Genomic DNA, 25,241 nt, shown 5'->3' on the forward strand with positions numbered 1-25,241 from the left:
CGCCCGGGCGTGTCGCCCCGGCCCTCCGCACGGCGACCGTCCTGGTGAGGACCGTTCCGGTGGAGGTGGGGAGCCACCCGGTGCCTCGGCGATCCCGCCCCCGCAAGGGGTGGTGACCGAGTGCACGCGCAAGGGCCCGACGGCGCGGGCACGGTGTCCTACGCTACCTCCCACGGGCATGAGCGTCAAAGGAGCACTCTACGCCCGGCGCGGGTCGGTCCTGCGCAGCGGCGTCAGTCGTCGACGGGCAGCACCCACGCGTAGCTCCCCGACCCGCCCGGCGCGGACTCGGCCGTGTCCTCGTGCACCGAGAGGAGCTCGAACGACCGGCCCTTGATCGTGGCGCGCTCCCCCACGGCCAGGTCGGCGTTCTCGGCCGCGCCGTCCCCGTCGTCGACGGACAGCACGATCGAGTCGTCCCAGATGTTGCCGGCCACCAGGCGCACGTCCCCGACGGTGGTCGGCTGGTTCTGCCGCAGCTGCACCGCGCCGTCCGGCTGCTCCGCCGGGTCGTCGCCGCACCCGCTCAGGGCGAGGGCAGCCGTCACGGCGAGCACCCAGAGGAAGCGCGACCGTCCCCGCACCATCAGCTCACCTCGTTGACGTCGACCTGGCGGAACTGCTCGAGATAGTCGGTGTACGGCATCGTGATCGGGGGGTTCCCCGCGATCCCCCACGGGTTCACGAGCGTCACGGTGCCGCCCTTCACGTCGACCGACTGCACGTAGTACGCGTGGTTCGCGAACAGGCGGTTCGCCCCCGCGTCCTGCTGATAGTAGGTGCTCTTCTTCGCGTCCTCCGGCTCGAGCGACGCCACGCCGATCGCCCCACCGTCCGACAGCGTCGACGCGAGCTGCTGGATCGAGAGGTCACCGGTCCCGTGGCTCGTCGACTCCCGGCCGGTCAGGGCGGTCATGCCGTCCGACGGCCACCCGCCCTCGATCTGCTCGTAGTCGCCGTACTCGAGAGCCAGCGCCTTCTCCAGGACCATGGGCCACAGCTCGTACGGGGGGCCGGCCCCGTCGTTCGACACGAACGCCGGCGTGCCGTCGGGCATCAGCACCATGTCGGGCGTGACGGTCACGGCGACCCGCTGCCCGTCGCGGTACAGGTGGACGGTGTAGGTGCCGTTCGGGTTGGTCGTGATGGCGTCCCGGATCACCTGCGGGTCGGCCTGCGCCACCGCCATCATCGACGCGATCCACCAGCAGTCGCCGATCATGCCCTGGGACACCTCCTGGGGCCGGACCGTCCCCACGAACAGGTCATGGGCGACCTCGCCGAACTCGGCCACGTTCGCCGGGCTCTGCGGGTCGTCACGCGCACCGTCCCCGCCCACACCGTCGAACGACGGCTGCAGCTCGTCGGTGAACCCGGAGAGCCGGTCGAGGGTCGCCTTCGAGGCGCGGGACGCCAGCAGCTCCCACAGCTCGCGGCGCTCCTCGCGCGACCACCCGCCGAGCAGCCAGCCGTCCTCCATCTGGCTGACCCAGCGCTCGAGCTCCTCGTCGTCCATCGAGGCGATGAGCGCGTCGAGCTCACGACCGTTCAGGTCCTCGACGGCGTCGCGCGCGTCCTCGAGGTCACCCGCACGCACGCCGAAGAACCCGCCCTCGAGCGCGTCGCGCAGCTCCTCGAGAGCGTCCGCGACCCGCTCGGGGTCCGCCTCCTCGCGCTCGTCCGCGGCGTTGACGTAGTCGGGCGACGGCGCGTCGTCCTGTTCCTGCTCCTCACCGGCCGGCACCTCGCCGGACCCACCGGGCGCGCCGGCGGTCAGCCCGTCGCCGTCCTGGCCGTCGTAGGTCGTGGGTGCGTCGTCACCGCCGCAGTCGCCCGCCTGGGAGAAGGCCGACCGGATGTCGCACACGGCCGCAGCCACGTGCTGCGCCGCACCGGTCGACCGCACCCCCGCGATCACGGCGACGACGAGGACCGCCGCCACCACGATGACGCCGACGTACTCCAACGTCCCGGCGCCGCGCTCGTCCCGGCCGCACCTCGCTCGATGGTTCACGGAGGAGATCCTGCCGGTGTCCGCCCGTCCGGCCCAGGGCCCAGCGACCCATCGCCCGGTCCGCACCTCCTGCTCCGGAACGCCCGAGGGGCCCGTCGGACGAACCGACGGGCCCCTCGGGGGTCGTGCTGGGAGAGAGCCGACCTCAGCGGTAGTCGCCGAAGTCGATGTCCTCGAGCGGGATCGCGTCGCCGGTGCCCAGGCCGAGCGCCGGGAAGTCGATCTCGTCGTAGCCGAAGGCCGGGTACAGCTCGGCCTTCGCCTCCTCGGTCGCCTCCACCTCCACGTTGCGGTAGCGGGGCAGGCCCGTACCGGCGGGGATGAGCTTTCCGAGGATGACGTTCTCCTTCAGGCCCAGCAGCGGGTCCGAACGGCTCGACATCGCGGCCTCGGTGAGCACCTTCGTCGTCTCCTGGAAGGAGGCCGCCGAGAGCCACGAGTCGGTCGCGAGCGACGCCTTCGTGATGCCCATGAGCTCCGGACGCCCCGAGGCCGGCTGGCCACCCTCGGACACGGCACGGCGGTTGAAGTCCTCGAAGCGACCGCGCTCGGCCAGCTCGCCGGGCAGCAGGCCCGTCTCGCCGGAGTCGAGCACCGTCACGCGCCGCAGCATCTGCCGCACGATGACCTCGATGTGCTTGTCGTGGATGTCCACGCCCTGGGAGCGGTAGACCTCCTGGACCTCGTCCACCAGGTGCTTCTGCGTGGCACGCGGGCCGAGGATGCGCAGGACCTTCTTGGGGTCGACCGCACCCTGGACCAGCTGCGTGCCCACCGAGACGTGGTCGCCGTCCTGCACCAGCAGGCGCGAGCGCTTGGTGATCGCGTAGCGGATCTCCTCCGAGCCGTCGTCCGGGGTGAGCACGAGTGCCCGCGCCCGGTCCGTCTCCTCGATGGTGATCCGGCCCGAGAACTCCGCGATGTGCGCCTCACCCTTGGGGGTGCGGGCCTCGAAGAGCTCCTGGACACGCGGCAGACCCTGCGTGATGTCGTCGGCCGACGCCACACCACCGGTGTGGAAGGTACGCATCGTCAGCTGCGTGCCGGGCTCACCGATCGACTGCGCCGCGATGATGCCGACGGCCTCGCCGATGTCGACGAGCTTGCCGGTGGCCAGCGAACGGCCGTAGCACTTGGCACACGTGCCGACGCGGGACTCGCAGGTGAGCACCGAACGGATCTTGAGCTCGGTGACCCCCGTCTCCAGGAGACGGTCGAGGAGCACGTCGCCGACGTCGTCACCGGCGTGGCCGATGATCTCGCCGTCCACCTCGATGTCGGTGGCCAGCGTCCGCGAGTACACGGACGTCTCGACCTTGTCGTGGCGGCGCAGGGCGCCGTCCGCCGCCGCCACGCCGATCGGCATGGTCAGGCCGCGCTCGGTGCCGCAGTCCTCCTCGCGGACGATGACGTCCTGCGAGACGTCCACCAGACGACGCGTGAGGTAGCCCGAGTCGGCGGTCCGCAGAGCGGTGTCCGCCAGACCCTTGCGGGCACCGTGCGTCGCGATGAAGTACTCGAGGACGGACAGGCCCTCGCGGTAGTTCGCCTTGATCGGGCGCGGGATGATCTCGCCCTTCGGGTTGGCCACGAGGCCACGCATGCCCGCGATCTGGCGGACCTGCATCCAGTTGCCTCGCGCACCCGAGCCGACCATCCGGAAGACGGTGTTGCGGGGCGGGAAGTTCGCCTGCATGGCCTTGGCGACCTTGTCGGTGGCGTTCGTCCAGATCTCGATGAGCTCCTGGCGACGCTCGTCGTCGGTGATGAGGCCCTTGTCGTACTGGCCCTGCACCTTCGCCGCACGCGCCTCGTGCTCGTCGAGGATCTCCTGCTTCACCGCCGGCGTGGCGACGTCGGAGATCGCGATCGTGACGCCCGAGCGGGTGGCCCAGCGGAAGCCGGCCTCCTTCAGCGCGTCGAGCGAGGCCGCGACCTCGACCTTCGGGTACCGCTCCGCCAGGTCGTTGACGATGACCGACAGGCGCTTCTTGTCGACGACGCCGTTCTCGTACGGGTAGTCGACGGGCAGCAGCTCGTTGAAGAGCGCACGGCCCAGCGTCGTCTCGTACAGCAGCGGCTGCCCCGGCTCCCAGCCCTCGGGCGCCTGGTCCTCGGCGAGCACCAGGTCCTCGAACCGGATCTTCACGACCGCGTTGAGGTCGAGGGACCCCTGGTCGAACGCCATGATCGCCTCGGCGACCGAGCTGAACAACCGGCCCTGACCCACCGGGTCCTCCTTGTCGGAGGTGAGGTGGAACAGGCCGATGATCATGTCCTGCGAGGGCATGGTCACCGGGCGGCCGTCGGACGGCTTGAGGATGTTGTTGCTCGAGAGCATGAGGATGCGGGCCTCGGCCTGCGCCTCCGCGCTCAGGGGCAGGTGGACGGCCATCTGGTCACCGTCGAAGTCCGCGTTGAACGCGGCGCAGACGAGCGGGTGCAGGTGGATCGCCTTGCCCTCGACCAGCTGGGGCTCGAACGCCTGGATGCCCAGACGGTGCAGCGTGGGTGCACGGTTCAGCAGCACCGGGTGCTCGGTGATGACCTCCTCGAGCACGTCCCACACGACCGGGCGCGCGCGCTCGACCATGCGCTTGGCCGACTTGATGTTCTGCGCGTGGTTGAGGTCCACCAGGCGCTTCATCACGAACGGCTTGAACAGCTCGAGCGCCATCTGCTTGGGCAGACCGCACTGGTGCAGCTTGAGCTGCGGGCCGACGACGATGACCGAACGGCCCGAGTAGTCGACGCGCTTGCCGAGCAGGTTCTGGCGGAACCGGCCCTGCTTGCCCTTGAGCATGTCGGAGATCGACTTCAGCGGACGGTTGCCGGGGCCCGTGACGGGCCGGCCGCGGCGGCCGTTGTCGAACAGCGAGTCCACGGCCTCCTGGAGCATCCGCTTCTCGTTGTTGACGATGATCTCCGGCGCGCCCAGGTCCAGGAGCCGCTTGAGGCGGTTGTTCCGGTTGATGACGCGGCGGTACAGGTCGTTGAGGTCCGACGTGGCGAAGCGGCCACCGTCGAGCTGGACCATCGGGCGCAGGTCCGGCGGGATGACCGGGACCGCGTCGAGGACCATGCCCGTCGGCGAGTTGTTCGTCGTGAGGAACGCGTTGACGACCTTGAGGCGCTTGAGGGCACGGGTCTTGCGCTGGCCCTTGCCGCTGCGGATGGTCTCGCGCAGCGAGTCCGCCTCGGCCGCGAGGTCGAAGGCCTGCAGGCGCTTCTGGATCGCCTGGGCGCCCATCGAGCCCTCGAAGTAGTTGCCGTACCGGTCCTGCAGCGCCCGGTAGAGCATCTCGTCGCCCTCGAGGTCCGCGACCTTGAGGTTCTTGAACCGGTCCCAGACCTGCTCGAGCCGGTCGAGCTCGGCGTCGGCCCGCTTGCGGATCTGCGCCATCTCGCGCTCGGCGGAGTCACGCACCTTGCGGCGCGCGTCGGCCTTGGCACCCTCGGCCTCGAGCTCGGCCAGGTCGGCCTCGAGCTTCGCGGCACGCGTGTTGATGTCGTTGTCGCGCCGGTCCGAGATCTCCTTCTTCTCCAGGTCGATCTCGTTCTGGAGGTTCGGGAGGTCCTCCTGGCGGCCGTCCACGTCGACCCACGTGATCATGTAGGCCGCGAAGTAGATGACCTTCTCCAGGTCCTTCGGCGCCAGGTCGAGCAGGTAGCCCAGTCGCGACGGCACACCCTTGAAGAACCAGATGTGCGTGACGGGGGCGGCGAGCTCGATGTGGCCCATGCGCTCACGGCGCACCTTCGAGCGCGTCACCTCGACGCCGCAGCGCTCGCAGATGATGCCCTTGAAGCGCACGCGCTTGTACTTGCCGCAGTAGCACTCCCAGTCCCGGGTGGGGCCGAAGATCTTCTCGCAGAAGAGCCCGTCCTTCTCCGGCTTCAGGGTGCGGTAGTTGATGGTCTCGGGCTTCTTCACCTCGCCGTGCGACCAGGCACGGATGTCGTCGGCCGTAGCCAGGCCGATGCGCAGCTCGTCGAAGACGTTGACGTCGAGCAAGGGGGTCCTACTTCCTTCGCTTGCCGGTTTCGAGAACCAGCGGAACGGAAATCGTGCTGAGGGGTGCGGGCACCCGGTCCGGCATCACGTGTGTGTGCAGCCGGACCGGGGCTCGACGTCAGATCTCTTCGACGCTGCTGGCGTTCGGGCGCCGCGACAGGTCGATGCCGAGCTCTTCCGCGGCGCGGTAGACCTCGTCGTCGTTCTCCTTCATGTCGATGGAGACGCCGTCCGAGGACAGCACCTCGACGTTCAGGCAGAGCGACTGCATCTCCTTGAGCAGGACCTTGAACGACTCCGGGATGCCGGAGTCCGGGATGTTCTCGCCCTTGACGATCGCCTCGTAGACCTTCACGCGGCCCGGGACGTCGTCCGACTTGATGGTCAGCAGCTCCTGCAGCGTGTAGGCGGCGCCGTACGCCTCGAGGGCCCACACCTCCATCTCGCCGAACCGCTGGCCACCGAACTGCGCCTTACCACCCAGCGGCTGCTGCGTGATCATCGAGTACGGGCCGGTCGACCGGGCGTGGATCTTGTCGTCCACGAGGTGGTGCAGCTTGAGGATGTACATGTAGCCGACCGAGACGGGCTCGGGGAACGGCTCGCCGGAGCGGCCGTCGAACAGCCGCGCCTTGCCGTCGCCCTTGACCATCCGCTCGCCGTCACGGTTGAGCGTCGTCGAGCCGAGCAGGCCGGTGAGGGTCTGCTCGGGCACGCCGTCGAACACCGGGGTGGCGACGGGGGTGCCGGGCTCCGAGCGGTGCGCGACCGCCGGGACGCCGTCCTTCCACGTCAGGTCACCCTCGGCGAGCTCGATGTCCCAGCCCTGCTTGGCGACCCAGCCCAGGTGCGTCTCGAGGACCTGGCCCACGTTCATGCGTCCGGGGACGCCGAGCGGGTTGAGCACGACGTCGACCGCCGTGCCGTCCTCGAGGAACGGCATGTCCTCGACGGGCAGGATCTTGGAGATGACGCCCTTGTTGCCGTGACGGCCGGCGAGCTTGTCGCCGTCCGTGATCTTGCGGCGCTGCGCGATGTACACGCGGACGAGCTCGTTGACACCCGCGGGCAGCTCGTCGCCGTCGTCGCGGCTGAACGTGCGCACCTCGATGACTGTGCCGGACTCGCCGTGGGGCACCTTGAGGGACGTGTCACGCACCTCGCGGGCCTTCTCGCCGAAGATCGCACGCAGCAGGCGCTCCTCCGGGGTCAGCTCGGTCTCGCCCTTGGGCGTGACCTTGCCGACGAGGATGTCGCCGGCGCCGACCTCGGCACCGATGCGGATGATCCCGCGCTCGTCGAGGTCGCCCAGGACCTCCTCGGAGACGTTCGGGATGTCCCGCGTGATCTCCTCGGGGCCGAGCTTGGTGTCGCGCGCGTCGACCTCGTGCTCCTCGATGTGGATGGAGGACAGCACGTCGTCCTGCACGAGGCGCTGCGACAGGATGATCGCGTCCTCGTAGTTGTGGCCCTCCCACGACATGAACGCGACCAGCAGGTTGCGTCCGAGCGCGAGCTCGCCCTCGTCCGTCGCCGGGCCGTCGGCCAGCACGGAGCCGGGCTCGACGCGGGCGCCGTGCTCGACCAGCACGCGCTGGTTGTAGCAGGTGCCCTGGTTCGAGCGACGGAACTTGGCGATGCGGTACGTCGACGTCGTCGCGTCGTCGTTGGCCACCGTGACCAGGTCCGCCGACACCTCGGTGACGACACCGGGCTTGGTCGCCACGACGACGTCGCCGGCGTCGACGGCCGCACGACGCTCCATGCCGGTGCCGACGAGCGGCGCCTCGGAGCGGACCAGCGGCACGGCCTGGCGCTGCATGTTGGCGCCCATGAGCGCGCGGTTGGCGTCGTCGTGCTCGAGGAACGGGATGAGCGCGGTCGCGACCGACACCATCTGGCGCGGCGAGACGTCCATGTAGTCCACGTTCGCCGGCGGCACCAGGTCGGGCTCGCCGCCCTTGGTGCGCACGAGGACCGCGTCCTCGACGAACTGGCCGTCGGCCGTCAGCGGCGCGTTGGCCTGCGCGATGATGTGCCGGTCCTCGTCGTCCGCGGTCAGGTAGTCGACCTCGTCCGAGACCTTGCCGTCCTTGACGCGGCGGTACGGCGTCTCGACGAAGCCGAACGGGTTGATCCGCCCGTACGTCGCGAGCGAGCCGATGAGGCCGATGTTCGGGCCCTCAGGCGTCTCGATCGGGCACATGCGGCCGTAGTGCGAGGTGTGGACGTCGCGGACCTCCATGCCGGCGCGGTCGCGGGACAGACCACCCGGGCCCAGGGCCGACAGACGCCGCTTGTGCGTCAGGCCCGCGAGCGGGTTGTTCTGGTCCATGAACTGCGACAGCTGGCTGGTCCCGAAGAACTCCTTGATGGAGGCGACGACGGGACGGATGTTGATCAGCGTCTGCGGCGTGATGGCCTCGACGTCCTGCGTCGTCATCCGCTCGCGCACGACGCGCTCCATCCGGGACAGGCCCGTGCGGACCTGGTTCTGGATGAGCTCGCCGACGGCGCGGATGCGACGGTTGCCGAAGTGGTCGATGTCGTCGGGCTCGACGCGGATCTCGATCGACTCCCCGTTGCGCGTGCCGGGCAGCGTGGGCTTGTCGATGTGGAGGGCGGCGAGGTACTTGATGGTCGCGACGACGTCGGACAGCGTCAGCACGGAGTCCGACAGCGGGGCGTCCTGGCCGAGCTTCTTGTTCACCTTGTAGCGGCCGACCTTCGCCAGGTCGTAGCGCTTGGGGTTGAAGTAGAAGTTCTCGAGCAGCGCGCGACCGGCCTCGACGGTCGGCGGCTCGCCCGGGCGGATCTTGCGGTACAGGTCGAGCAGGGCCTCGTCCTGCGTCTGGACGTGGTCCTTCTCGAGGGTGTCGATGACCGCCGGGTACTCGGCGAACTCCTCGCGGATCTCGCTCTCGGTCATGCCGAGCGCCTTGAGCAGCACCGTCGCGTTCTGCTTGCGCTTGCGGTCGACGCGCACGCCGACGTTGTCGCGCTTGTCGATCTCGAACTCGAGCCACGCACCACGGCTCGGGATGATCTTGGCCGTCAGGACGTCCTTGTCGGACGTCTTGTCGGCCGTGCGCTCGAAGTACACGCCCGGGGAACGGACGAGCTGCGAGACCACGACGCGCTCGGTGCCGTTGATGATGAAGGTGCCGCGCTCGGTCATCAGGGGGAAGTCACCCATGAAGACGGTCTGCGACTTGATCTCGCCCGTCGTGTAGTTGACGAACTCGGCCGTCACGAACAGCGGCGCCGCGAAGGTGAAGTCCTTCTCCTTGCACTCCTCGGCCGTGTACTTCGGCGGCTCGAAGCGGTGCTCGCGGAAGGACAGGGACATCGTCCCGCCGAAGTCCTCGATCGGCGAGATCTCCTCGAAGATCTCCTCGAGCCCGGCAGTCTCCGGCACGTCCGTGCGGCCGGCCTCGAGCGCGGCGGCCACGCGGGCCTGCCAGCGCTCGTTGCCCAGCAGCCAGTCGAAGCTCTCGGTCTGCAGACCGAGGAGGTCGGGGACCTCGAGCGGCTCGTGGATCTTGGCGAAGGAGATGCGACGGGAGGCGGTGCGGTTCGCGATGGCGTCGGCGGACGGTGCATGAGGGATGCGCGAGGCAGCCAAGAGGGGTCCTTCCCTGCGGATCGTGGCACGCTGCGCCGCCTGGCGAGGCGCGACCCCCCGGCCGCGAACCACGGCGCCCGACGCGCACGTGCGTCGGATCCGGGGTCGGGATATCTGAGGTCGCGGGCACAGGCCAGCGCAAAGCGCTAGCATACCCGCACAGGCGTGCCAAGTAAACCCACCGCGAGAACCCCGGTCGTCGCGGCAACGTCGCCGCTCGTCTCCGAGCATCCGGGCCCCGGTCGTCGCGGGCCCTTCCTCGTGCGACGGCTCCATCACCGTCGTGGACATGGTGGCACATCCGGGCGCCCGACGTGAAGCCGGACGGGTGCCACCGGGCCCTCCCCCGACGCGACCAGCGCCGACGCCCCGCAGACGGTGCGGCGCGCGCCCTCCGCCGGGGGCGCTCCCCCCGCCGTCGCACCGAGCCCCACCAGCGACGGTCCGGACCGCACCGGCCCGGACGACGACGGAGCCCGCACCCCCGAGGGGTGCGGGCTCCGTCGTGCGTGCCTGGTGCCGGCGGGCCGTCGACGTCCGTCGGCGGCCGGCCGGCTCAGATCACTTGAGGGTGACCGTGGCGCCGGCGCCCTCGAGGGCCGCCTTCGCCTTCTCGGCCGCCTCCTTGTTGACGCCCTCCAGGACGGCCTTCGGCGCGCCGTCGACGAGGTCCTTGGCCTCCTTCAGACCGAGGCTCGTGAGCGTGCGCACCTCCTTGATGACCTGGATCTTCTTGTCGCCGGCGGCCTCGAGGACGACGTCGAACGAGTCCTTCTCCTCCTCGACCTCGGCGTCGGCGCCCGCGCCACCCGCGGCGGGGGCAGCGGCGACGGCGGCCGGGGCGGCGGCGGTGACCTCGAAGGTCTCCTCGAACGCCTTCACGAACTCGGACAGCTCGATGAGCGTGAGGTCCTTGAACGCGTCGATGAGCTCGTCGGTGGTGAGCTTCGCCATGGTGGCGGTTCCTTCCGTTCGGACCCGCAGCCCGGTGGTCGGACGGCGGGGGGTGCTGGGCTTGCTACGAGAACGTGCGGCCGGAGCGTCGGGCTCAGGCTGCGGCGTCGGACTCCTCGCGCTTGACGCGCAGGGCCTCGACGGTGCGCACGGCCTGCGAGGCAGGAGCCGTGAACAGGTACGCGGCCTGGTAGAGCTTGGCCTTCATCGCGCCGGCCGCCTTGGCCAGCAGGACCTCGCGGGACTCGAGGTCCGCGAGCTTGGTGATGTCCGCAGCGGTCAGCGGGCGACCGTCGAGCACGCCCCCCTTGATGACCAGTGCGGGGTTCGCCTTGGCGAAGTCACGCAGTCCCTTGGCCGCCTCGACCGGGTCACCGGTGACGAAGGCGATCGCCGACGGGCCCGCGAGCGCGTCGTCGAGGCCCTCGAGGCCGGCGTCCTTGGCCGCGATCGCGGTCAGCGTGTTCTTCACCACGGCGTAGTTCGCGTTGCCGCCGAGCGTCTTGCGCAGCGTCTTGAGCTGCGCGACGGTGAGCCCGCGGTACTCGGTCAGCACAGCCGCGTTCGAGCTGCGGAAGCGCTCCGTCAGCTCCGCGACAGCGGCAGCCTTGTCCGGCCTCGCCATGGCATTCCTTCCGATGGTGGTGCCACCGGGCGTCTTCCCGTCGCTGCCGCACAGACGACAAGAGCCCCGCGCAGGCGCGGGGCTCGTAGGCACGGTGAGCCGGCACGGACCTTCTCAGGCCACGGCCGGGCACTCACATGCGTCGGAACTCTCACCTGCGCAGGCCCCCGCGTCTCGCGGAGCTTCGGCCGGTCCGACGAGCGGACCGACGACCGGCGGTCTTGGGCCTTACGAGACTACGGCACGCCGGCCGCCCGGCCAAATCCCTCACGCGGCCCCGTGCGCACCGAACGTGCACCAGTTGACGAACCCGGCCGGGGTGTCACGGTCGATCTCACCACGCGCACCGTGCAGGGCCCGCGCCATCGTCTCCCCCGCCGCCAGCCGGCGGTGCAGCGCGAGCATGAGGTCCACGACCTCGACGTCGGGCACGGCGGCGATGGAGGCGACGACCCCCCGCGTGCCGCGCGCCAGCATGGCGGAGACGAAGCCGAGGACCTCGTCACCGTCGTACGCGACGTCCGCGCCCGCGTGGCACGACGCCAGGACGAGCCGTTGCGGCGCGCCGCCCAGCTCGTGCAGCTCCTGCACCGTGACCGCCCGGTCGGCGAGCACGAGCGCGGAGAACATCGGGTTGTCGATGCGCGGCACGCCGTGGCAGGCGAGGTGCGCGAGACCGGCGCCCCGCACCGCGGCCAGCACGTCGCCGCTCCGGCTGGCCGTGGGGCCGAGCACGTCGGCGTGCCGGTGCAGCCGTGCGAGCGCGTCGACCTCCTCCTGCGCGCCGCGCAGCCCCGGCCCGGCGACGAGTACCACGGACGAGGCGAGCGCGCTCCCGGCCGTCGCGGTCGCCCACCACGACGTGGCCGAGGGCGCCAGCGCGACCGGTCGGTCGTGCAGGGCCGCCCAGGGCACCTGGTGCAGCGCACCCACGGGCACGACGACCAGCTCCTCACCCTCGACGGCGCACGGCTCCAGGAGCAGCGCGCGCAGGCGGCGGAGACTGACGTCCGCGCTCAGGCGCGCGGCCTCGCCGGACTGCGGCGAGGAGGGGTCAGCGAGCCTGCGCAGGGCGAAGACGAGCGGACGCGCCGCGGCCACCACGTCCGCCGTGCGCGCGAGCGGGACGACACGCGTGCGGCGGGGGTCGACCACGACCGCGACGTAGCGCCCGTCGCAGACGCCGATCTCGACGAGGACACGCCCGCCGAGCGCGCCCCGCAGCGCGGACGTCGTGGGTGGCGCGCCCACCGGCGGGTCCTGCCACCCGTCCGGGAGCTGCGCGGCGGACGGCACGGCCGCAGACGCCTCGACCGCGTGGCCGACGCCACGGACCACGTCCCGCAACGCCCGCTCGGGCAGGGCCTCCCCCGACGCCCGGTCCGCGCCGGCCACGGCGGGCGGGAGCAGCGGCAGCCGGGCCGCCAGCGCGGCCGCGCGGGTGCGCTCCATCCAGCGCAGCACCTGCGTCGGTCCGCTCGTGCGCAGCAGCACGCGCAGGCCGATCTCCCCGAGCTCCCCGCCGTGGCCGGACGCCAGCGCGCGCAGCTCCATCGTCGGCAGCGACGAGCGGTGCGACGCGAGGTCGCGCAGCCCTGCCCTGGCCTCCCCCACGGCCCGTACGTCGTCCCCGGCGACGAGCGCGGCCGTCGCCGACGCGACGCGCCCCCGTACCCGCAGCAGCAAGGGCCCGCGTGCCGCGAGGCGGGACGCCGCCTCCAGGTCGCCGCGCGCGCGGGCGGGGTGCTGCCCGGTGAGCGCCGCACGTCCGGCCGCCATGTGGGCGTCGACCGCGGCCACGAGGTCACCGCGCCGCTGCAGCCCTGCCGCCGCGCGGCGCAGCGCCGCGACATCGCCGCTCACGTCGAGCCCGAGCGCGGCCCGCGCGCGCGAGTCCAGCACCAGGGCGCGCGCCTGCCAGGCGTGCCGACGCTGCGTGCGGCTCCGGAGCAGGACCGCGGTCGCGAGATCCCGCGCACGTGCCGCGTCACCGTGCGCCAGGCACAGGTGGGCGAGCCGGGTCTGCGCCTCCACCCACATGAGCCAGGTCCCGGACCGCGCGTGCTCCTCGACGGCCGCCTCGGCCGCCGCGATCGCCTCGGGCAGCAGCCGGAGGTCCGCCATCGCCTCCGCGACCTCGACGTGGTGCTCGCCGAGGGGCATGGCGGCGCTCCGGTAGGCGTCGGCGACCTCGGCGAACTCCGCGAGCCCTTCCGCGAGCCGGCCGCGGTGCACCGAGATCCAGGCATGCGTCTGGCGCGTGACCGCGTGGGTCGCCGGCCCCAGGCCGGCCGCGACCTCGACGGCCCGCGCCGACGACGCGTGCGCCTCCTCGTACCGCCCGCGCGCCGCCAGGATCATCGCCAGGTTGTTGGCGACGCGCACCGTCACGTCCGTCGACGCGTGGCGCATCGACAGGATGCGTCGGTACTGCACCTCCGCGTCGCGCAGCCGCCCGGCGTTGTGGTCGAGCGCCGCCCGCTGGAGCTGGAGGAAGGCCCTCAGTCGCTCGCGGTCCTCGGCCGACACGTCGGACGCCCGGCTCAGCGCTGCGAGCGCCGCGTCGACGTCCCGTCCGGCCGCCACGACGCGGCCCTGGCCGTGCCGCACGGCGGCACGTGCGCCGCGCACCTCCGCCTCGACGATCGCGTCACCGTGCCGCGCGGCGAGCCGCAGCGCGGTGTCGAGGAGCCGGGCGGCCTCGGTGTGCTCCCACCGCGCCCGGTGCACGGCCGCCAGCGCGCGGAGCGCGACGGCGTGGGCCGCGTGGGCGCGCTCGGACCGCGCACGTGCCACGAGGGCGCGCACGTCGGCCTCCACGGAGCGGGGATCGGCGCTCGCCCGGTCAGCCAGCGCGCGTGCCTGTATCAGGAGCGCCCCCGGGCGCTCCTGCTCCCCGGGCGCATCTGCGCGCCTACCCGTCATGTCCTCCCCTGCCAGGGACCAACGACCCGAAGGAGCCCGTCGATGAGCACGTCCGACGCTACCGGCCACCACGACCAGGACCACGATCGGTCCCGAGGACGCGCCAAGGTCCGCCGTCAGGTCACGGAGCTGAGCCGCGCCGCCCACGACCCGGCCCTGCGCCGACAGGCGGCGCGGTCGATCGCGAACCGCTACCAGGCGCGGACGGAGCAGCGTATCGGCACCGTCAGCCAGCACGGCGGGTCGCACGTGCTGGCGGTCGAGGGCGAGCTGGTGGCGACACGCGCGACGTGGGACGACCGGGGTGCGCGCGGCTACCTGGAGGCACGGGGCCTGCGGCGCGTCCGCGCGGATCTCGGTGGCATCGCCGACCGCGTCGTGCTGCTGCGCGCCTCCGGGGTCACGCTGGACGACCTGGACGACACCGTGGCGGAGCTGCGGCTGCGCGGCTTCGCGGTGTCGCAGAACCAGGTCCTGCCCTGCGACCCCGTCATGAAGAACCTCGGCGGGCCCGCCCTCGCGCCGCCCCTCGCGCCGTTCGACCACGAGCCGACGCCGGACGCGCCGCACGTCGCGGTGGTGGACACCGGCATCGACGGACGCCCTCGCGGCGACGGCCGGCTGTCGTCGGTGGCCCGCCACCGCAAGGGCCCGGACCAGAACATCGACCCGCTGGACATCGAGCCCGACGACGGCTTGCTCGACCTGTGCGCGGGGCACGGCACCTTCGTCGCGGGCGTCGTCGAGCGGGTGGCACCTCAGGCCCGCATCTCCGTGCACCGTGCGCTCCTCGGCGGGGGCGTCGGCAGCGAGGTGGACGTCGCCAAGGCCATGGTCCGCGCCGCGAGGCTGGGCGCCGACGTCATCAACCTGTCGCTCGGCTCCAACACGCGCTTCGACCAGCCGTCCCTCGCCGTCGAGGCGGCCCTCGACGTCATCGAGTCCATCGAGGAGGAGACGGGGCGCGAGATCCTCGTCGTGGCCGCAGCGGGCAACACCGGCGACACGCGGCCCGTCTGGCCGGCCGCGTTCCGCAACGTCGTCGCGGTCGCGGGCCTCACCCCCGACGGCCGCGCCGCCCCGTGGTCGAGCCACGGCTTCTGGGTCGACTGCTCGGCGGTCGCCGAGGGGATCCACGCCCCGTTCGTCAAGGGCAAGGAGTCGTACGAGTTCACCGCGGAGCCGGACGACTTCCCGGCCGACGGGTTCGCGTGGTGGAGCGGCACGTCGTTCGCCGCGCCGCAGGTCGCCGGGGCCGTCGCGGCGCTCATGCACGAGCACGGCATCGGCGCCCGCCGGGCGTTCGCGCGCCTGCGGGCCACCGGCACGCCGCTGCCCGACTACGGACGGGCCCTGCGCATCCTGGACGGCCTGTGAGCGCGGCCCGCGGGGCGCCGCCCGTGGAGCCGAGGTCGGTCGTCGTCGTATCACGGGGCACGGTTCCGCGCTCCGACTCCCACAGGACGAACGCCTCGCCGTCGCCGACGACGCCCGGCCCCGCCGAAGGAGGACTGCCATGACCCTGTCGACCGGTCGGCACCTCAGGTCGCCCGACCTGGTGCCGGTGCGGCTGTCGCTCCACCCCGACCTGGCGCGTCAAGTGCTGGGCACCTGCCTCGTCGCGCGCAATGATGGGCTTCGGGACAAACCCGACAGGCGAAGGAGCCGCGCCGTGAGCAGCCGAGAACCGCTGGGCAGCCCGTACGACGAGCGCTCCACGTCGCAGCTCGTGGCCGGAGCGCTGACGGGCGACGAGGGGTCCTGGTCCGAGATCGTGCACCGGCACACGAGCCTCGTCATGGCACGGGTCCGGCAGTTCCGCCTGACGCCGCAGCAGGCGGAGGACGTCGCGCAGACCGTCTGGCTCAACCTGCTGGAGCACCTGGCCGACCTGCGCGAGCCGGCGGCGCTGCCGGGCTGGATCTCCACCGCGACGCGGCACGAGTGCATCCGGACGGCCAACCTGTCGCGCCGGTCGATCCCGGTCGACCCGACGACGGGCCGGCTCGACGCGCAGGACGACGTCGAGCTGGACGTCGAGCTGCTGCGCAGCGAGCAGCATGCCGCCCTGCGGGCGGCGCTCGCGGAGCTGCCCGCCCACCAGCGCGACCTCCTGCTGCTGCTCTCGACCGATCCACCCCCGAGCTACCAGGAGGTCTCCGCGCGCCTGGGCATCCCGGTGGGGTCGATCGGCCCCACCCGGCAGCGCGGGCTGGCCCGCCTGCGTCAGAGCCACGCCATCCGTACCTACCTCGCGGCGACGTCCAGCCGCGCGCCCGGCGAAGGAGGCCGCGATGTCCTGGCACTCGGATGACATGAGCGTGCCGCAGCCACGGCCGGCCGACGCGTGGGAGGACGACGACGCACTCGCCGCCGACCTCACGCGGGCGGTCCGGGACGGCGAGACGGCCGAGCGGATCAGGTCCGCCGCGGTCACGGCGTTCCACGCGCACCGCGGCATGCTCGCGCTGCGCGACGAGCTGGCCACCGACCTGCTGCTCCTGACGCTCGTGCACGACTCGTGCACCGCGGCCGGCGTCGCGGCCGTGCGCGACCGCAGCGGTCAGCCGTCGCGCACCCTCGTGTTCGAGGGTGACGGGGTGGGCGTCGAGATCGAGGTCACGGACGTCGCGGTGGAGGGCCAGCTCATCCCCGCCCGTCGCGGTCGGGTCGTGCTGCGCCGCCCCGACGGCGACGTCGCCGCGGTCGACACCGACGAGGTCGGCTACTTCCGCCTCGAGAACCGGCCCGACGGGCCCGTCCGGCTGGTGTGCCAGAGCGCGGACGGCACGTGCGTGACCGAGTGGCTGCCCTGGTGAGGGGAGGGCGCACCGCGGCTTGACCGGTGCGTCGACGAGGCCCGGCCCGCAGGGGGGACCGGGCCTCGTCGCTCGCCTGCGCACGCACGACGGCCCGGCTCCCTCGCGGGTGCCGGGCCGTCGTGGCGTGGTGGAGCGACCGTCAGGCCGCGTCCTCCTCGGTGAGGTTGCGGGTCTTGCTCTGGTCCAGCGGGATGCCGGGGCCGTTGGTCGTCGACATGGTCGCCTTGCTGATGTAGCGACCCTTCGACGACGCGGGCTTCAGACGCGAGATCTCCTCGAGCGCCGCGGCGTAGTTCTCCACCAGGGCGACGTCGGAGAACGACGTCTTGCCGATGATGAAGTGCAGGTTCGCGTGCCGGTCGACGCGGAACTCGATCTTGCCGCCCTTGATGTCGGACACGGCCTTGGCCACGTCCATCGTCACGGTGCCGGTCTTCGGGTTCGGCATCAGGCCACGCGGGCCGAGGACCTTGCCGAGGCGACCGACCTTGCCCATGAGGTCAGGCGTGGCGACGGCGGCGTCGAAGTCGGTCCAGCCGTCGGCGACGCGGGCGATGAGCTCGTCGCCGCCGACCTCGTCGGCGCCGGCGGCGCGGGCCTGCTCGGCACGCTCACCGTTCGCGAAGACGATGACGCGGGCCGTCTTGCCGGTGCCGTGGGGCAGGTTGACCGTGCCACGGACCATCTGGTCGGCCTTGCGGGGGTCGACACCGAGGCGGAACGCGACCTCGACGGTCGCGTCGTACTTCGTGGTCGACGTCTCCTTGGCGAGGCGCACGGCCTCGAGGGGGGCGTAGAGCCGCTCGGCGTCGATCTTCTCGACGGCGGCGCGGTACGCCTTGCTGTGCTTGGGCATCTGCTTGTTCTCCTCGTGTCAGCAGTCGTGGTCATGCGGGCCGCACACGGGCCCTGCCACGTGCCCACCGGCGCAGGTCGCGCCGGCGGACGGGTGGTGCGGGGGCTGGGTCAGCCCTCGACCTTGATCCCCATGGAACGCGCGGTCCCGGCGATGATCTTCTCCGCCGCGGCCAGGTCGTTCGCGTTGAGGTCCTCGAGCTTGGTGCTGGCGATCTCGCGCACCTGGTCGGCCGTCAGCGTCGCCACCTTGACGGTGTGCGGCGTCGGCGAGCCCTTGGCCACGCCCGCGGCCTTCTTGATCAGCTCGGCGGCCGGCGGCGTCTTCGTGATGAAGGTGAACGAGCGGTCCTCGTACACCGTGATCTCGACGGGGATGACGTTGCCGCGCTGCGACTCCGTCGCCGCGTTGTACGCCTTGCAGAACTCCATGATGTTCACGCCGTGCTGACCGAGCGCGGGCCCGATCGGCGGCGCCGGCGTCGCGGCACCAGCGTTGATCTGGAGCTTGATGAGGCCGGTGACCTTCTTCTTCGGGGGCATGGTGCCTTCCGTTCTGTTCGTGGGCCGACGCCGTGGGCGATGACCCGGTTGCATCGCCCCGCAGCGCGGGGCGGGTCAGACAGGTCAGATCTTCGAGACCTGGCTGAAGGACAGCTCGACCGGGGTCTCCCGGCCGAAGAGGGAGACGAGGACCTTGAGCTTCTGGTTCTCGGGATTGATCTCGGAGATCGTCGCCGGCAGCGTGTCGAAGGGCCCGCCGTCGGTGACGGTGACCGACTCGCCGACCGTGAAGTCGACCTCGACGGGCTTGCTCGACGCCTTGGCGGCGTGCTGGGCCGGGGTCTTGGCCTCGAGCACGGGCGCGAGCATCGAGAAGACCTCGTCGAGCGTCAGCGGCACCGGCTGGTGCGTGTGGCCGACGAAGCCCGTGACACCGGGCGTGTGGCGCACGGCGCCCCACGACTCGTCGGTGAGGTCCATGCGGACGAGGACGTAGCCGGGGATCCGCACGCGCTTGACGACCTTGCGCTGCGCGTTCTTGATCTCCACGACCTCCTCCATGGGGACCTCCACCTGGTGGATGTAGTCCTCCATGTTGAGGCTCTGCGTGCGCGACTCGAGGTTCGCCTTCACGCGGTTCTCGTACCCCGCGTAGGAGTGGATGACGAACCAGTCGCCGGGCAGCCGGCGCAGCTTGGCCTTGAACGCGACCTCGGGGTCCTCGTCGGGGTCGTCCTCGTCGGACGGCGCGTCCTGCTCGTCGGCGGACTCCGCCTCCGCGTCGACCTCCGGGGCCTCGTCGGCCTCCGGGGCCTCGTCGGTCTCGGGCTCGACCTCGGTGGCGTCCGTGTCGTCGACCTCGTCACCCGCGCTCGCCTCGACGGCCTCGACGGACGCCAGGGCGTCCGCCATCTCGGCCTCGGCGCCCGACGTGGGCTCCTGCGACTCCTGCGACACGTGCAACCTGCTTTCTGGAGATGGGGGGCCGGCGCTCATGCCGGTGGTGCGCGGACCGGTCCGCGCGGGTGGGGTGGTGAGGCGGCGTCAGCCTGCCGTCGTCACCCGAAGACCAGGAACGTCAGCTTGCCGATGCCCAGGTCGATGAGCGTCACGAACAGCATCACGACGGTGACGAACACGAGCACGACGCCGGTGTACGTGACCAGCTCCTGGCGCGTGGGCCGGACGACCTTCTTGAGCTCGGCCACGACCTGGCGCACGAAGAGCGCGATGCGCGCGAACAGCCCGCGCTTCTCCTCACCGCGACGCGGCGCGTGCTCGCTCCTGCGGGCGGCCGAGCCCTCGGCGTCGGACGCCGCGGCGGCAGCGGTATCGCTCACGTCTGGCCCCTGTCTCGTCTCGTGCGGCCTCCGGGTGGACGCCGCGGGTCGAGGACACGGACGGGCCGACGCGACGCGCCGGACCGACCGGCGGTCCTGCTCACGACGCCGACCCGTGCCCCGTGGGATCGGAACCCCTCGGGGACAGGTCGGTCCGCGTGCGCAGGGCAGACAGGACTCGAACCTGCAACCTGCGGTTTTGGAGACCGCTGCGCTACCAATTGCGCCACTGCCCTACGACGGCCTGGCTCGCCACGACTCCGGACGCACTCCGACCTGCTCGGCCTGAGGGCGTGCTTCATCATGGCGGACGTCAACCGCCGGGTGACCACTGTACGCGACCACGGGCGTGCGGTCGAACTCACACCCGCGCCCCACCCGGGTGCCGCCCGCGGACGCCGTACCACGTCGTGATATCACGTGGCCCCGGCGCTGCGCGCCTCTGCGAGGATGGGCCCGTGAGCGAGCACACCGCCCAGACGACGACGTCCACCCGCGCCCGGGTCTCCGCGCGCATCGCCGCGATCGCGGAGTCCGCGACGCTCGCGGTCGACGCGAAGGCCAAGGCCCTCAAGGCCGCCGGCCGGCCGGTGATCGGCTTCGGGGCAGGTGAGCCGGACTTCCCGACGCCCGAGTACATCGTCGAGGCCGCCGTCCGCGCGGCCCAGGACCCCGTGAACCACCGCTACTCCCCCGCGGCCGGCCTGCCCGTGCTGCGCGAGGCGATCGCGGCCAAGACGCTGCGCGACTCCGGCTACGAGGTCCGGCCGGCGGACGTGCTGGTCACCAACGGCGGCAAGCAGGCCGTCTTCCAGGCGTTCGCCGCGATCCTGGACCCGGGCGACGAGGTGCTGCTCCCGGCCCCCTACTGGACCACCTACCCGGAGGCGATCCGGCTGACGGGCGCCGAGCCGGTCGAGGTGTTCGCCGGCGTCGAGCAGGGCTACCTCGTGACCGTCGAGCAGCTCGAGGCCGCGCGCACGCCGCGCACCAAGGCGCTGCTGTTCAACTCGCCGTCCAACCCCACGGGCGCGGTGTACTCCCCCGAGCAGACCGAGGAGATCGGTCGCTGGGCCCTCGAGCACGGCATCTGGGTCATCACGGACGAGATCTACGAGCACCTGACGTACGACCACGCGGTCTTCACCCCGATCGTGCGCGTCGTGCCCGAGCTGGCCGACACCACGATCGTCCTCAACGGCGTCGCCAAGACGTACGCGATGACGGGCTGGCGCGTCGGCTGGATGATCGGGCCCACCGACGTCATCAAGGCCGCGACGAACCTGCAGTCGCACCTGACGTCGAACGTCTCCAACGTCTCGCAGCGCGCGGCCGTCGCGGCGCTGACCGGCGACCTGTCCGCGGTCGAGGCGATGCGCGCGGCGTTCGACCGCCGCCGCCGCACGATGGTCGCGATGCTCGAGGCGATCGAGGGCGTGCGCTGCCCCGCGCCGCAGGGCGCGTTCTACGCGTACCCGTCGGTCGAGGGCGTGCTGGGCCGCACGATCCGCGGCGTCACCCCGACCACGTCCGCGCAGCTCGCGTCGCTGATCCTCGACGAGGTCGAGGTCGCGGTCGTGCCCGGTGAGGCGTTCGGCCCCAGCGGGTACCTGCGCCTGTCGTACGCGCTGGGCGACGACGACCTCGTCGAGGGCGTCGGCCGCGTCCAGGCCCTGCTCGCCGAGGCGGTCTGACCGTCCGGGGCGCGCCCGGGGTCCACCGACCGGTGGACCCCGGGCACCCCCGAGCGGTCGTCCCGGGCGGCACGTCCCGCGCACGACGCTGGACGCATGGTGACGACGAACGCCCCGGCCGTCCTGGTCGAGGGCCTGCACAAGCGGTACGGCGAGAAGCGCGCCGTCGACGGCCTGGACCTGCGCGTCGAGCACGGCGAGATCGTCGCGGTGCTCGGGCCCAACGGCGCGGGCAAGACGACGACGGTCGAGACGCTCGAGGGGTTCCGGCGTGCCGACGCCGGCCACGTCCGTGTCCTCGGAGAGGACCCGGCGCGCGCGGGGCGGGCGTGGCGGGCGCGCCTGGGCGTGGTGCTGCAGGACAACCGCGACCTGGCCGAGGCGACGGTGCGCGAGATCGTCCACCACGTCGCGGGCTTCTACCCCGCGCCGCGGGACCCGGAGGGCGTGATCGACGCGGTCGGGCTGCGCGACAGGGCCGGGACGCGCACGCGCGCGCTGTCCGGCGGGCAGCGACGCCGGCTCGACGTCGCGCTCGGGGTCGTCGGCGACCCCGAGCTGCTGTTCCTCGACGAGCCGACGACCGGGTTCGACCCGCAGGCCCGTCACGAGTTCTGGGAGCTCGTGGAGTCCCTGCGCGACGAGGGCACGACCATCCTGCTGACGACGCACTACCTCGAGGAGGCCGAACGCCTCGCGGACCGCGTCGTCGTCGTGGCGCACGGGCGCGTCGTGGCGGAGGGCGCGCCGGCCGACCTCGGAGGCCGCCGGGCACGGCGCGCGCGGGTGCGGTGGACGGTCGACGGCGTGACGCACGACGAGGCGACCGACACCCCGACGGCCCTGGTCGCGCGGCTCGCCGCGGAGCTGGGCCGGACCGACGGCGAGGTCCCGGGCCTGCAGGTGCTGCGCCCCACGCTCGAGGACGTGTACCTCGGGCTCATCGGACAGGACGCGGCGGCGGACGCGGCGGGCGAGGAGACGGCGCGATGACGACGACGAACCGCACCACCGGGAGCACCCGCGCAGCACACCCCACGGACCGTCCGTCGTCGGCGCTGCCCGGACTCGCGCGCCTCGCCTGGTCGCGCACGGTGTTCGAGGTCCGGGCGTTCTTCCGCGAGCGCGACGCCGTGGTGTTCGTGTTCGTGTACCCGATCCTCATGCTGGCGATCTTCGCGACCGTGTTCGGTGCCGAGGAGGAGCTGCTGCCCGGGTCGGGGGTGTACTTCCCGCAGTACTTCCTGCCCGGCATGGTCGCCACGGGCGTCATGCTCTCGAGCTTCCAGAACCTGGCGATCTCGATCGCCGGGGAGCGCGACGACGGCACGCTGAAGCGGCTGCGCTCGACCCCGCTGCCGGCCACGGCGTACTTCCTGGGCAAGACCGGCCAGGTCCTGGTCACGGCGGGCGTCCAGACCGCCCTCCTGCTCGCGGTCGCGGCGCTGGTCTTCGACGTGCCGCTGCCGACCGAGCCGGGCCGGTGGTGGACGTTCGCATGGGTCTTCGTGCTCGGCACGGCCACCGGCGCGGTGTGCGGCGTGGCGTTCTCGTCCGTGCCGCGCAGCGGTCAGTCGGCGAGCCCGGTCGTGATCCCCGTGGTGCTGGTGCTGCAGTTCGTGTCCGGGGTGTTCTTCGCGTTCGACGAGCTGCCGACGTGGATGCAGCAGGCCGCGTCGGTCTTCCCCCTGAAGTGGATGGCGCAGGGCATGCGCTCGGTGTTCCTGCCCGACGAGGGGGCTGCGCTCGAGCCGGCAGGGTCGTGGCAGCACGGTGCGACGGCCGCCGTGCTCGCGGCGTGGCTGGTCGTCGCCCTGGTCGTGGGTGTGCGGACCTTCAGCTGGCGGCGCCGGGACGACGGATGACGCGCGTCGACCACCCGGTCGGCGCCGTGGCAGAGTCACGCGCATGAGCACCCCCGCGGACGCCGGAGCCGGCACCGAGCACGGGCCCGGGCCGCAGACCGTGGACCGGCACGGCTTCTGGCTGCGCACGCTGCGGATGTGGGACCTCGTGTTCGTCGGGCTGACGGCGCTGTACCTGGTGGCGGTGCTGACGGAGGTCTCCACGCCCGCCGACGCGCTGCTCCCCGCGGGCGCGATGGCCGTGCTCGTCCTGACCTACGTGCTGGTCGGCAGGCGCGGCGTCGTCCGCGGCGACACCCGACGCGTCGACGCCTACCTCGCGGTGCTGGTGGTCGTCGTCGTCTCCCAGGTCGCGCTCGCGGACATCGGGCCGGTCCTGCTGTTCCTCGCCTACGTGCAGATCTGGAACCTCGTGCGCACCCGCGTCGCGGGCGTCGTGTGGGCGGTGGCGCTCGCCGTCGGCTGCACCGTCGCCGAGGCGCTGCGCGTGCGGGGGACGGACGAGCAGATCGTCGAGATCGCCGCGCAGTTCGGGTCCGCGCTGCTCTTCGCCGTCGCGCTCGGGCTGTGGATCACCCACGTCGCCGAGCAGAGCGAGGAACGCGCCTACCTGCTCGACGAGCTGCGCGCGACGCAGGACGCCCTCGCCGCGTCGCACCACGCGGCCGGGGTCGTCGCCGAGCGCGAACGGCTCGCGGCGGAGATCCACGACACGCTCGCCCAGGGCTTCACGTCGGTCGTCATGCTCGCTCAGACCGCGTCGGTCGAGCTCGAGCGCGGGCGCTCCGACCGGGTGGCGGCACGTCTGGCCGGCATCGAGGACGTCGCGCGGGACAACCTCGCCGAGGCCCGTGCGCTCGTCGCCGCGTTCTCCCCGCCGGACCTGCAGGACGGCACGCTCGCGGACGCCCTGGCGCGCCTCGCGACCCGGTTCACCGGCGAGACGGGGGTGCGGGTCGAGGTCGTCGACGACGCCGGCGACGACCTCGCGGGCCGCGAGGCCCAGGTCGTGCTGCTGCGCGCCGCGCAGGAGGCCCTCGCGAACGTCCGGCGGCACGCCGCCGCCTCGCACGTGACGCTGCGGCTGGCGCGGTCGGGCGACGAGGTGGTCCTCGAGGTCGCCGACGACGGACGCGGCCTGCCCGCCGGCGCGTCCGAGGGCACGGGGCTGCGGGGCATGCGGGCACGCGCCGACGCCGCCGGCGGCACGCTCGACGTCGTCGGGACCCCGGGCGACGGCACGCGGGTGCGCCTGCGCGTGCCCGTCCGCCCCGCCGCCGCCGGCACCACCGGGCCGGCCCGGACGGACGCACCGTGACCGTCCGCGTCGTCGTGGCCGACGACCACCCCGTCGTGCGGTCCGGCATCGTGGCGCTGCTCGACCTCGAGCCGGACCTCGAGGTCGTCGGCGAGGCCGGTGACGGCGAGCAGGCCGTGGCGCTGGCCGAGGAGCTGCGGCCGGACCTCGTGCTCATGGACCTGCGCATGCCGGGCACGGACGGCACCGCCGCGACCGTACGGATCGTCGCCGGGCTGCCGGGCGTGCACGTGCTGGTGCTCACGACCTACGAGACGGACACCGACATCCTGCGGGCGGTCGAGGCGGGTGCGACGGGGTACCTGCTGAAGGACACCCCGCGTGACCAGCTCGTCGCGGGGGTGCGGGCCGCGGCCCGCGGCGAGTCGGCGCTGTCGCCGTCGGTCGCCCGCCGCCTGGTCCAGCAGGTCCGCGGTGACCGCGGCGAGCGGCTCACCCCGCGCGAGCAGCAGGTGCTCGGCGGCGTCGCGCGCGGGCTGTCGAACGCCGCGATCGGCCGTGCGCTGTTCATCACCGAGGCCACCGTCAAGACCCACCTGCTGCGGGCGTTCGCCAAGCTCGGCGTCGACGACCGCACGCGCGCCGTCACGGTCGCCATCGAGCGCGGCATCCTGCCCGGCGCCTGACCCACGCACGCGTGGACCGGGCCGGACCGCGCCCCGGACGCACCTTCTGCCCGGGTTGC

General features: G+C 72.5%; 19 protein-coding genes and 1 tRNA gene. 8 read left to right on the top strand and 12 right to left on the bottom strand.

Annotation, left to right across the window (positions count from 1 at the left end; all coding sequences use genetic code 11):
* Positions 1-233: 233 nt before the first annotated feature.
* From NP075_RS13865 to NP075_RS13895, 7 genes are all read right to left on the bottom strand, one after another.
* A complete protein-coding gene (locus tag NP075_RS13865) occupies positions 234-587 on the bottom strand; it encodes a hypothetical protein (protein WP_227565748.1) in 354 nt (117 codons plus the stop codon).
* The gene (locus tag NP075_RS13870) at positions 587-2,014 is read right to left on the bottom strand and encodes a C2 family cysteine protease (protein WP_227565749.1); all 1,428 of its coding nucleotides are present in this window, start codon (positions 2,012-2,014) and stop codon (positions 587-589) included. Before NP075_RS13870 ends, NP075_RS13865 begins: the two co-directional genes overlap by 1 nt.
* A gap of 145 nt (positions 2,015-2,159) precedes the next feature.
* Positions 2,160-6,029 (bottom strand): DNA-directed RNA polymerase subunit beta', encoded by a 3,870-nt coding sequence (locus tag NP075_RS13875; RefSeq protein WP_227565750.1) that lies wholly within the window; start codon positions 6,027-6,029, stop codon positions 2,160-2,162.
* Positions 6,030-6,147: 118 nt separating this feature from the next.
* The gene (gene rpoB / locus NP075_RS13880) at positions 6,148-9,654 is read right to left on the bottom strand and encodes a DNA-directed RNA polymerase subunit beta (RefSeq protein ID WP_227565751.1); all 3,507 of its coding nucleotides are present in this window, start codon (positions 9,652-9,654) and stop codon (positions 6,148-6,150) included.
* 561 nt (positions 9,655-10,215) lie between these two features.
* Positions 10,216-10,608, bottom strand: coding sequence for a 50S ribosomal protein L7/L12 (rplL, locus tag NP075_RS13885; protein ID WP_227565752.1), 393 nt, complete (start codon positions 10,606-10,608; stop codon positions 10,216-10,218).
* Positions 10,609-10,702: 94 nt separating this feature from the next.
* A complete protein-coding gene (rplJ, locus tag NP075_RS13890) occupies positions 10,703-11,233 on the bottom strand; it encodes a 50S ribosomal protein L10 (RefSeq protein ID WP_227565753.1) in 531 nt (176 codons plus the stop codon).
* A gap of 267 nt (positions 11,234-11,500) precedes the next feature.
* Complete coding sequence (locus NP075_RS13895; protein WP_227565754.1) at positions 11,501-14,053, bottom strand: CHAT domain-containing protein; 2,553 nt, start codon at positions 14,051-14,053, stop codon at positions 11,501-11,503.
* 147 nt (positions 14,054-14,200) lie between these two features.
* Here NP075_RS13895 and NP075_RS13900 point away from each other — a divergent pair, with 147 nt between their 5' ends.
* The 3 genes from NP075_RS13900 (at position 14,201) to NP075_RS13910 (ending at position 16,977) form a co-directional block, all read left to right on the top strand.
* A complete protein-coding gene (locus NP075_RS13900; protein WP_227565755.1) occupies positions 14,201-15,535 on the top strand; it encodes a S8 family peptidase in 1,335 nt (444 codons plus the stop codon).
* A 295-nt stretch (positions 15,536-15,830) separates the two neighbouring features.
* The gene (locus NP075_RS13905; protein ID WP_227565756.1) at positions 15,831-16,472 is read left to right on the top strand and encodes an RNA polymerase sigma factor; all 642 of its coding nucleotides are present in this window, start codon (positions 15,831-15,833) and stop codon (positions 16,470-16,472) included.
* The gene (locus NP075_RS13910) at positions 16,453-16,977 is read left to right on the top strand and encodes a hypothetical protein (protein ID WP_227565757.1); all 525 of its coding nucleotides are present in this window, start codon (positions 16,453-16,455) and stop codon (positions 16,975-16,977) included. The genes NP075_RS13905 and NP075_RS13910 overlap by 20 nt, the downstream gene beginning before the upstream one ends.
* A 142-nt stretch (positions 16,978-17,119) precedes the next feature.
* Here NP075_RS13910 and rplA read toward each other — a convergent pair whose 3' ends face one another.
* The 5 genes from rplA to NP075_RS13935 form a co-directional block, all read right to left on the bottom strand.
* Positions 17,120-17,836, bottom strand: coding sequence for a 50S ribosomal protein L1 (rplA, locus tag NP075_RS13915; RefSeq protein WP_227565758.1), 717 nt, complete (start codon positions 17,834-17,836; stop codon positions 17,120-17,122).
* A 110-nt stretch (positions 17,837-17,946) separates the two neighbouring features.
* Positions 17,947-18,378: a 50S ribosomal protein L11 gene (gene rplK / locus NP075_RS13920; protein WP_147795436.1), complete on the bottom strand. Its 432-nt coding sequence runs from the start codon at positions 18,376-18,378 to the stop codon at positions 17,947-17,949.
* 84 nt (positions 18,379-18,462) lie between these two features.
* Entirely contained in the window at positions 18,463-19,296 is an 834-nt protein-coding gene (gene nusG / locus NP075_RS13925) for a transcription termination/antitermination protein NusG (RefSeq protein ID WP_227565761.1), read from the bottom strand.
* Between the two features lie 101 nt (positions 19,297-19,397).
* Positions 19,398-19,679 (bottom strand): preprotein translocase subunit SecE, encoded by a 282-nt coding sequence (gene secE / locus NP075_RS13930; protein ID WP_227566612.1) that lies wholly within the window; start codon positions 19,677-19,679, stop codon positions 19,398-19,400.
* A gap of 163 nt (positions 19,680-19,842) precedes the next feature.
* Positions 19,843-19,915: transfer RNA gene (locus tag NP075_RS13935), tRNA-Trp, on the bottom strand.
* A 222-nt stretch (positions 19,916-20,137) separates the two neighbouring features.
* Here NP075_RS13935 and NP075_RS13940 point away from each other — a divergent pair.
* The 5 genes from NP075_RS13940 to NP075_RS13960 all read left to right on the top strand — a co-directional run bounded on the left by NP075_RS13940 (position 20,138) and on the right by NP075_RS13960 (position 25,182).
* Complete coding sequence (locus NP075_RS13940) at positions 20,138-21,373, top strand: pyridoxal phosphate-dependent aminotransferase (RefSeq protein ID WP_227566613.1); 1,236 nt, start codon at positions 20,138-20,140, stop codon at positions 21,371-21,373.
* Positions 21,374-21,469: 96 nt separating this feature from the next.
* Entirely contained in the window at positions 21,470-22,366 is an 897-nt protein-coding gene (locus tag NP075_RS13945; RefSeq protein WP_227566614.1) for an ABC transporter ATP-binding protein, read from the top strand.
* A complete protein-coding gene (locus NP075_RS13950; protein WP_227566615.1) occupies positions 22,363-23,238 on the top strand; it encodes an ABC transporter permease in 876 nt (291 codons plus the stop codon). Before NP075_RS13945 ends, NP075_RS13950 begins: the two co-directional genes overlap by 4 nt.
* Positions 23,239-23,281: 43 nt before the next feature.
* On the top strand, positions 23,282-24,556 hold the full coding sequence (locus NP075_RS13955) for a sensor histidine kinase (protein ID WP_227566616.1): 1,275 nt from the start codon (positions 23,282-23,284) through the stop codon (positions 24,554-24,556).
* The gene (locus NP075_RS13960; protein ID WP_227566617.1) at positions 24,553-25,182 is read left to right on the top strand and encodes a response regulator; all 630 of its coding nucleotides are present in this window, start codon (positions 24,553-24,555) and stop codon (positions 25,180-25,182) included. Before NP075_RS13955 ends, NP075_RS13960 begins: the two co-directional genes overlap by 4 nt.
* Positions 25,183-25,241: the final 59 nt, after the last annotated feature.

The organism is Cellulomonas wangsupingiae (assembly GCF_024508275.1).
In the GTDB taxonomy this organism is placed as follows: Bacteria; Actinomycetota; Actinomycetes; order Actinomycetales; family Cellulomonadaceae; genus Cellulomonas; species Cellulomonas wangsupingiae.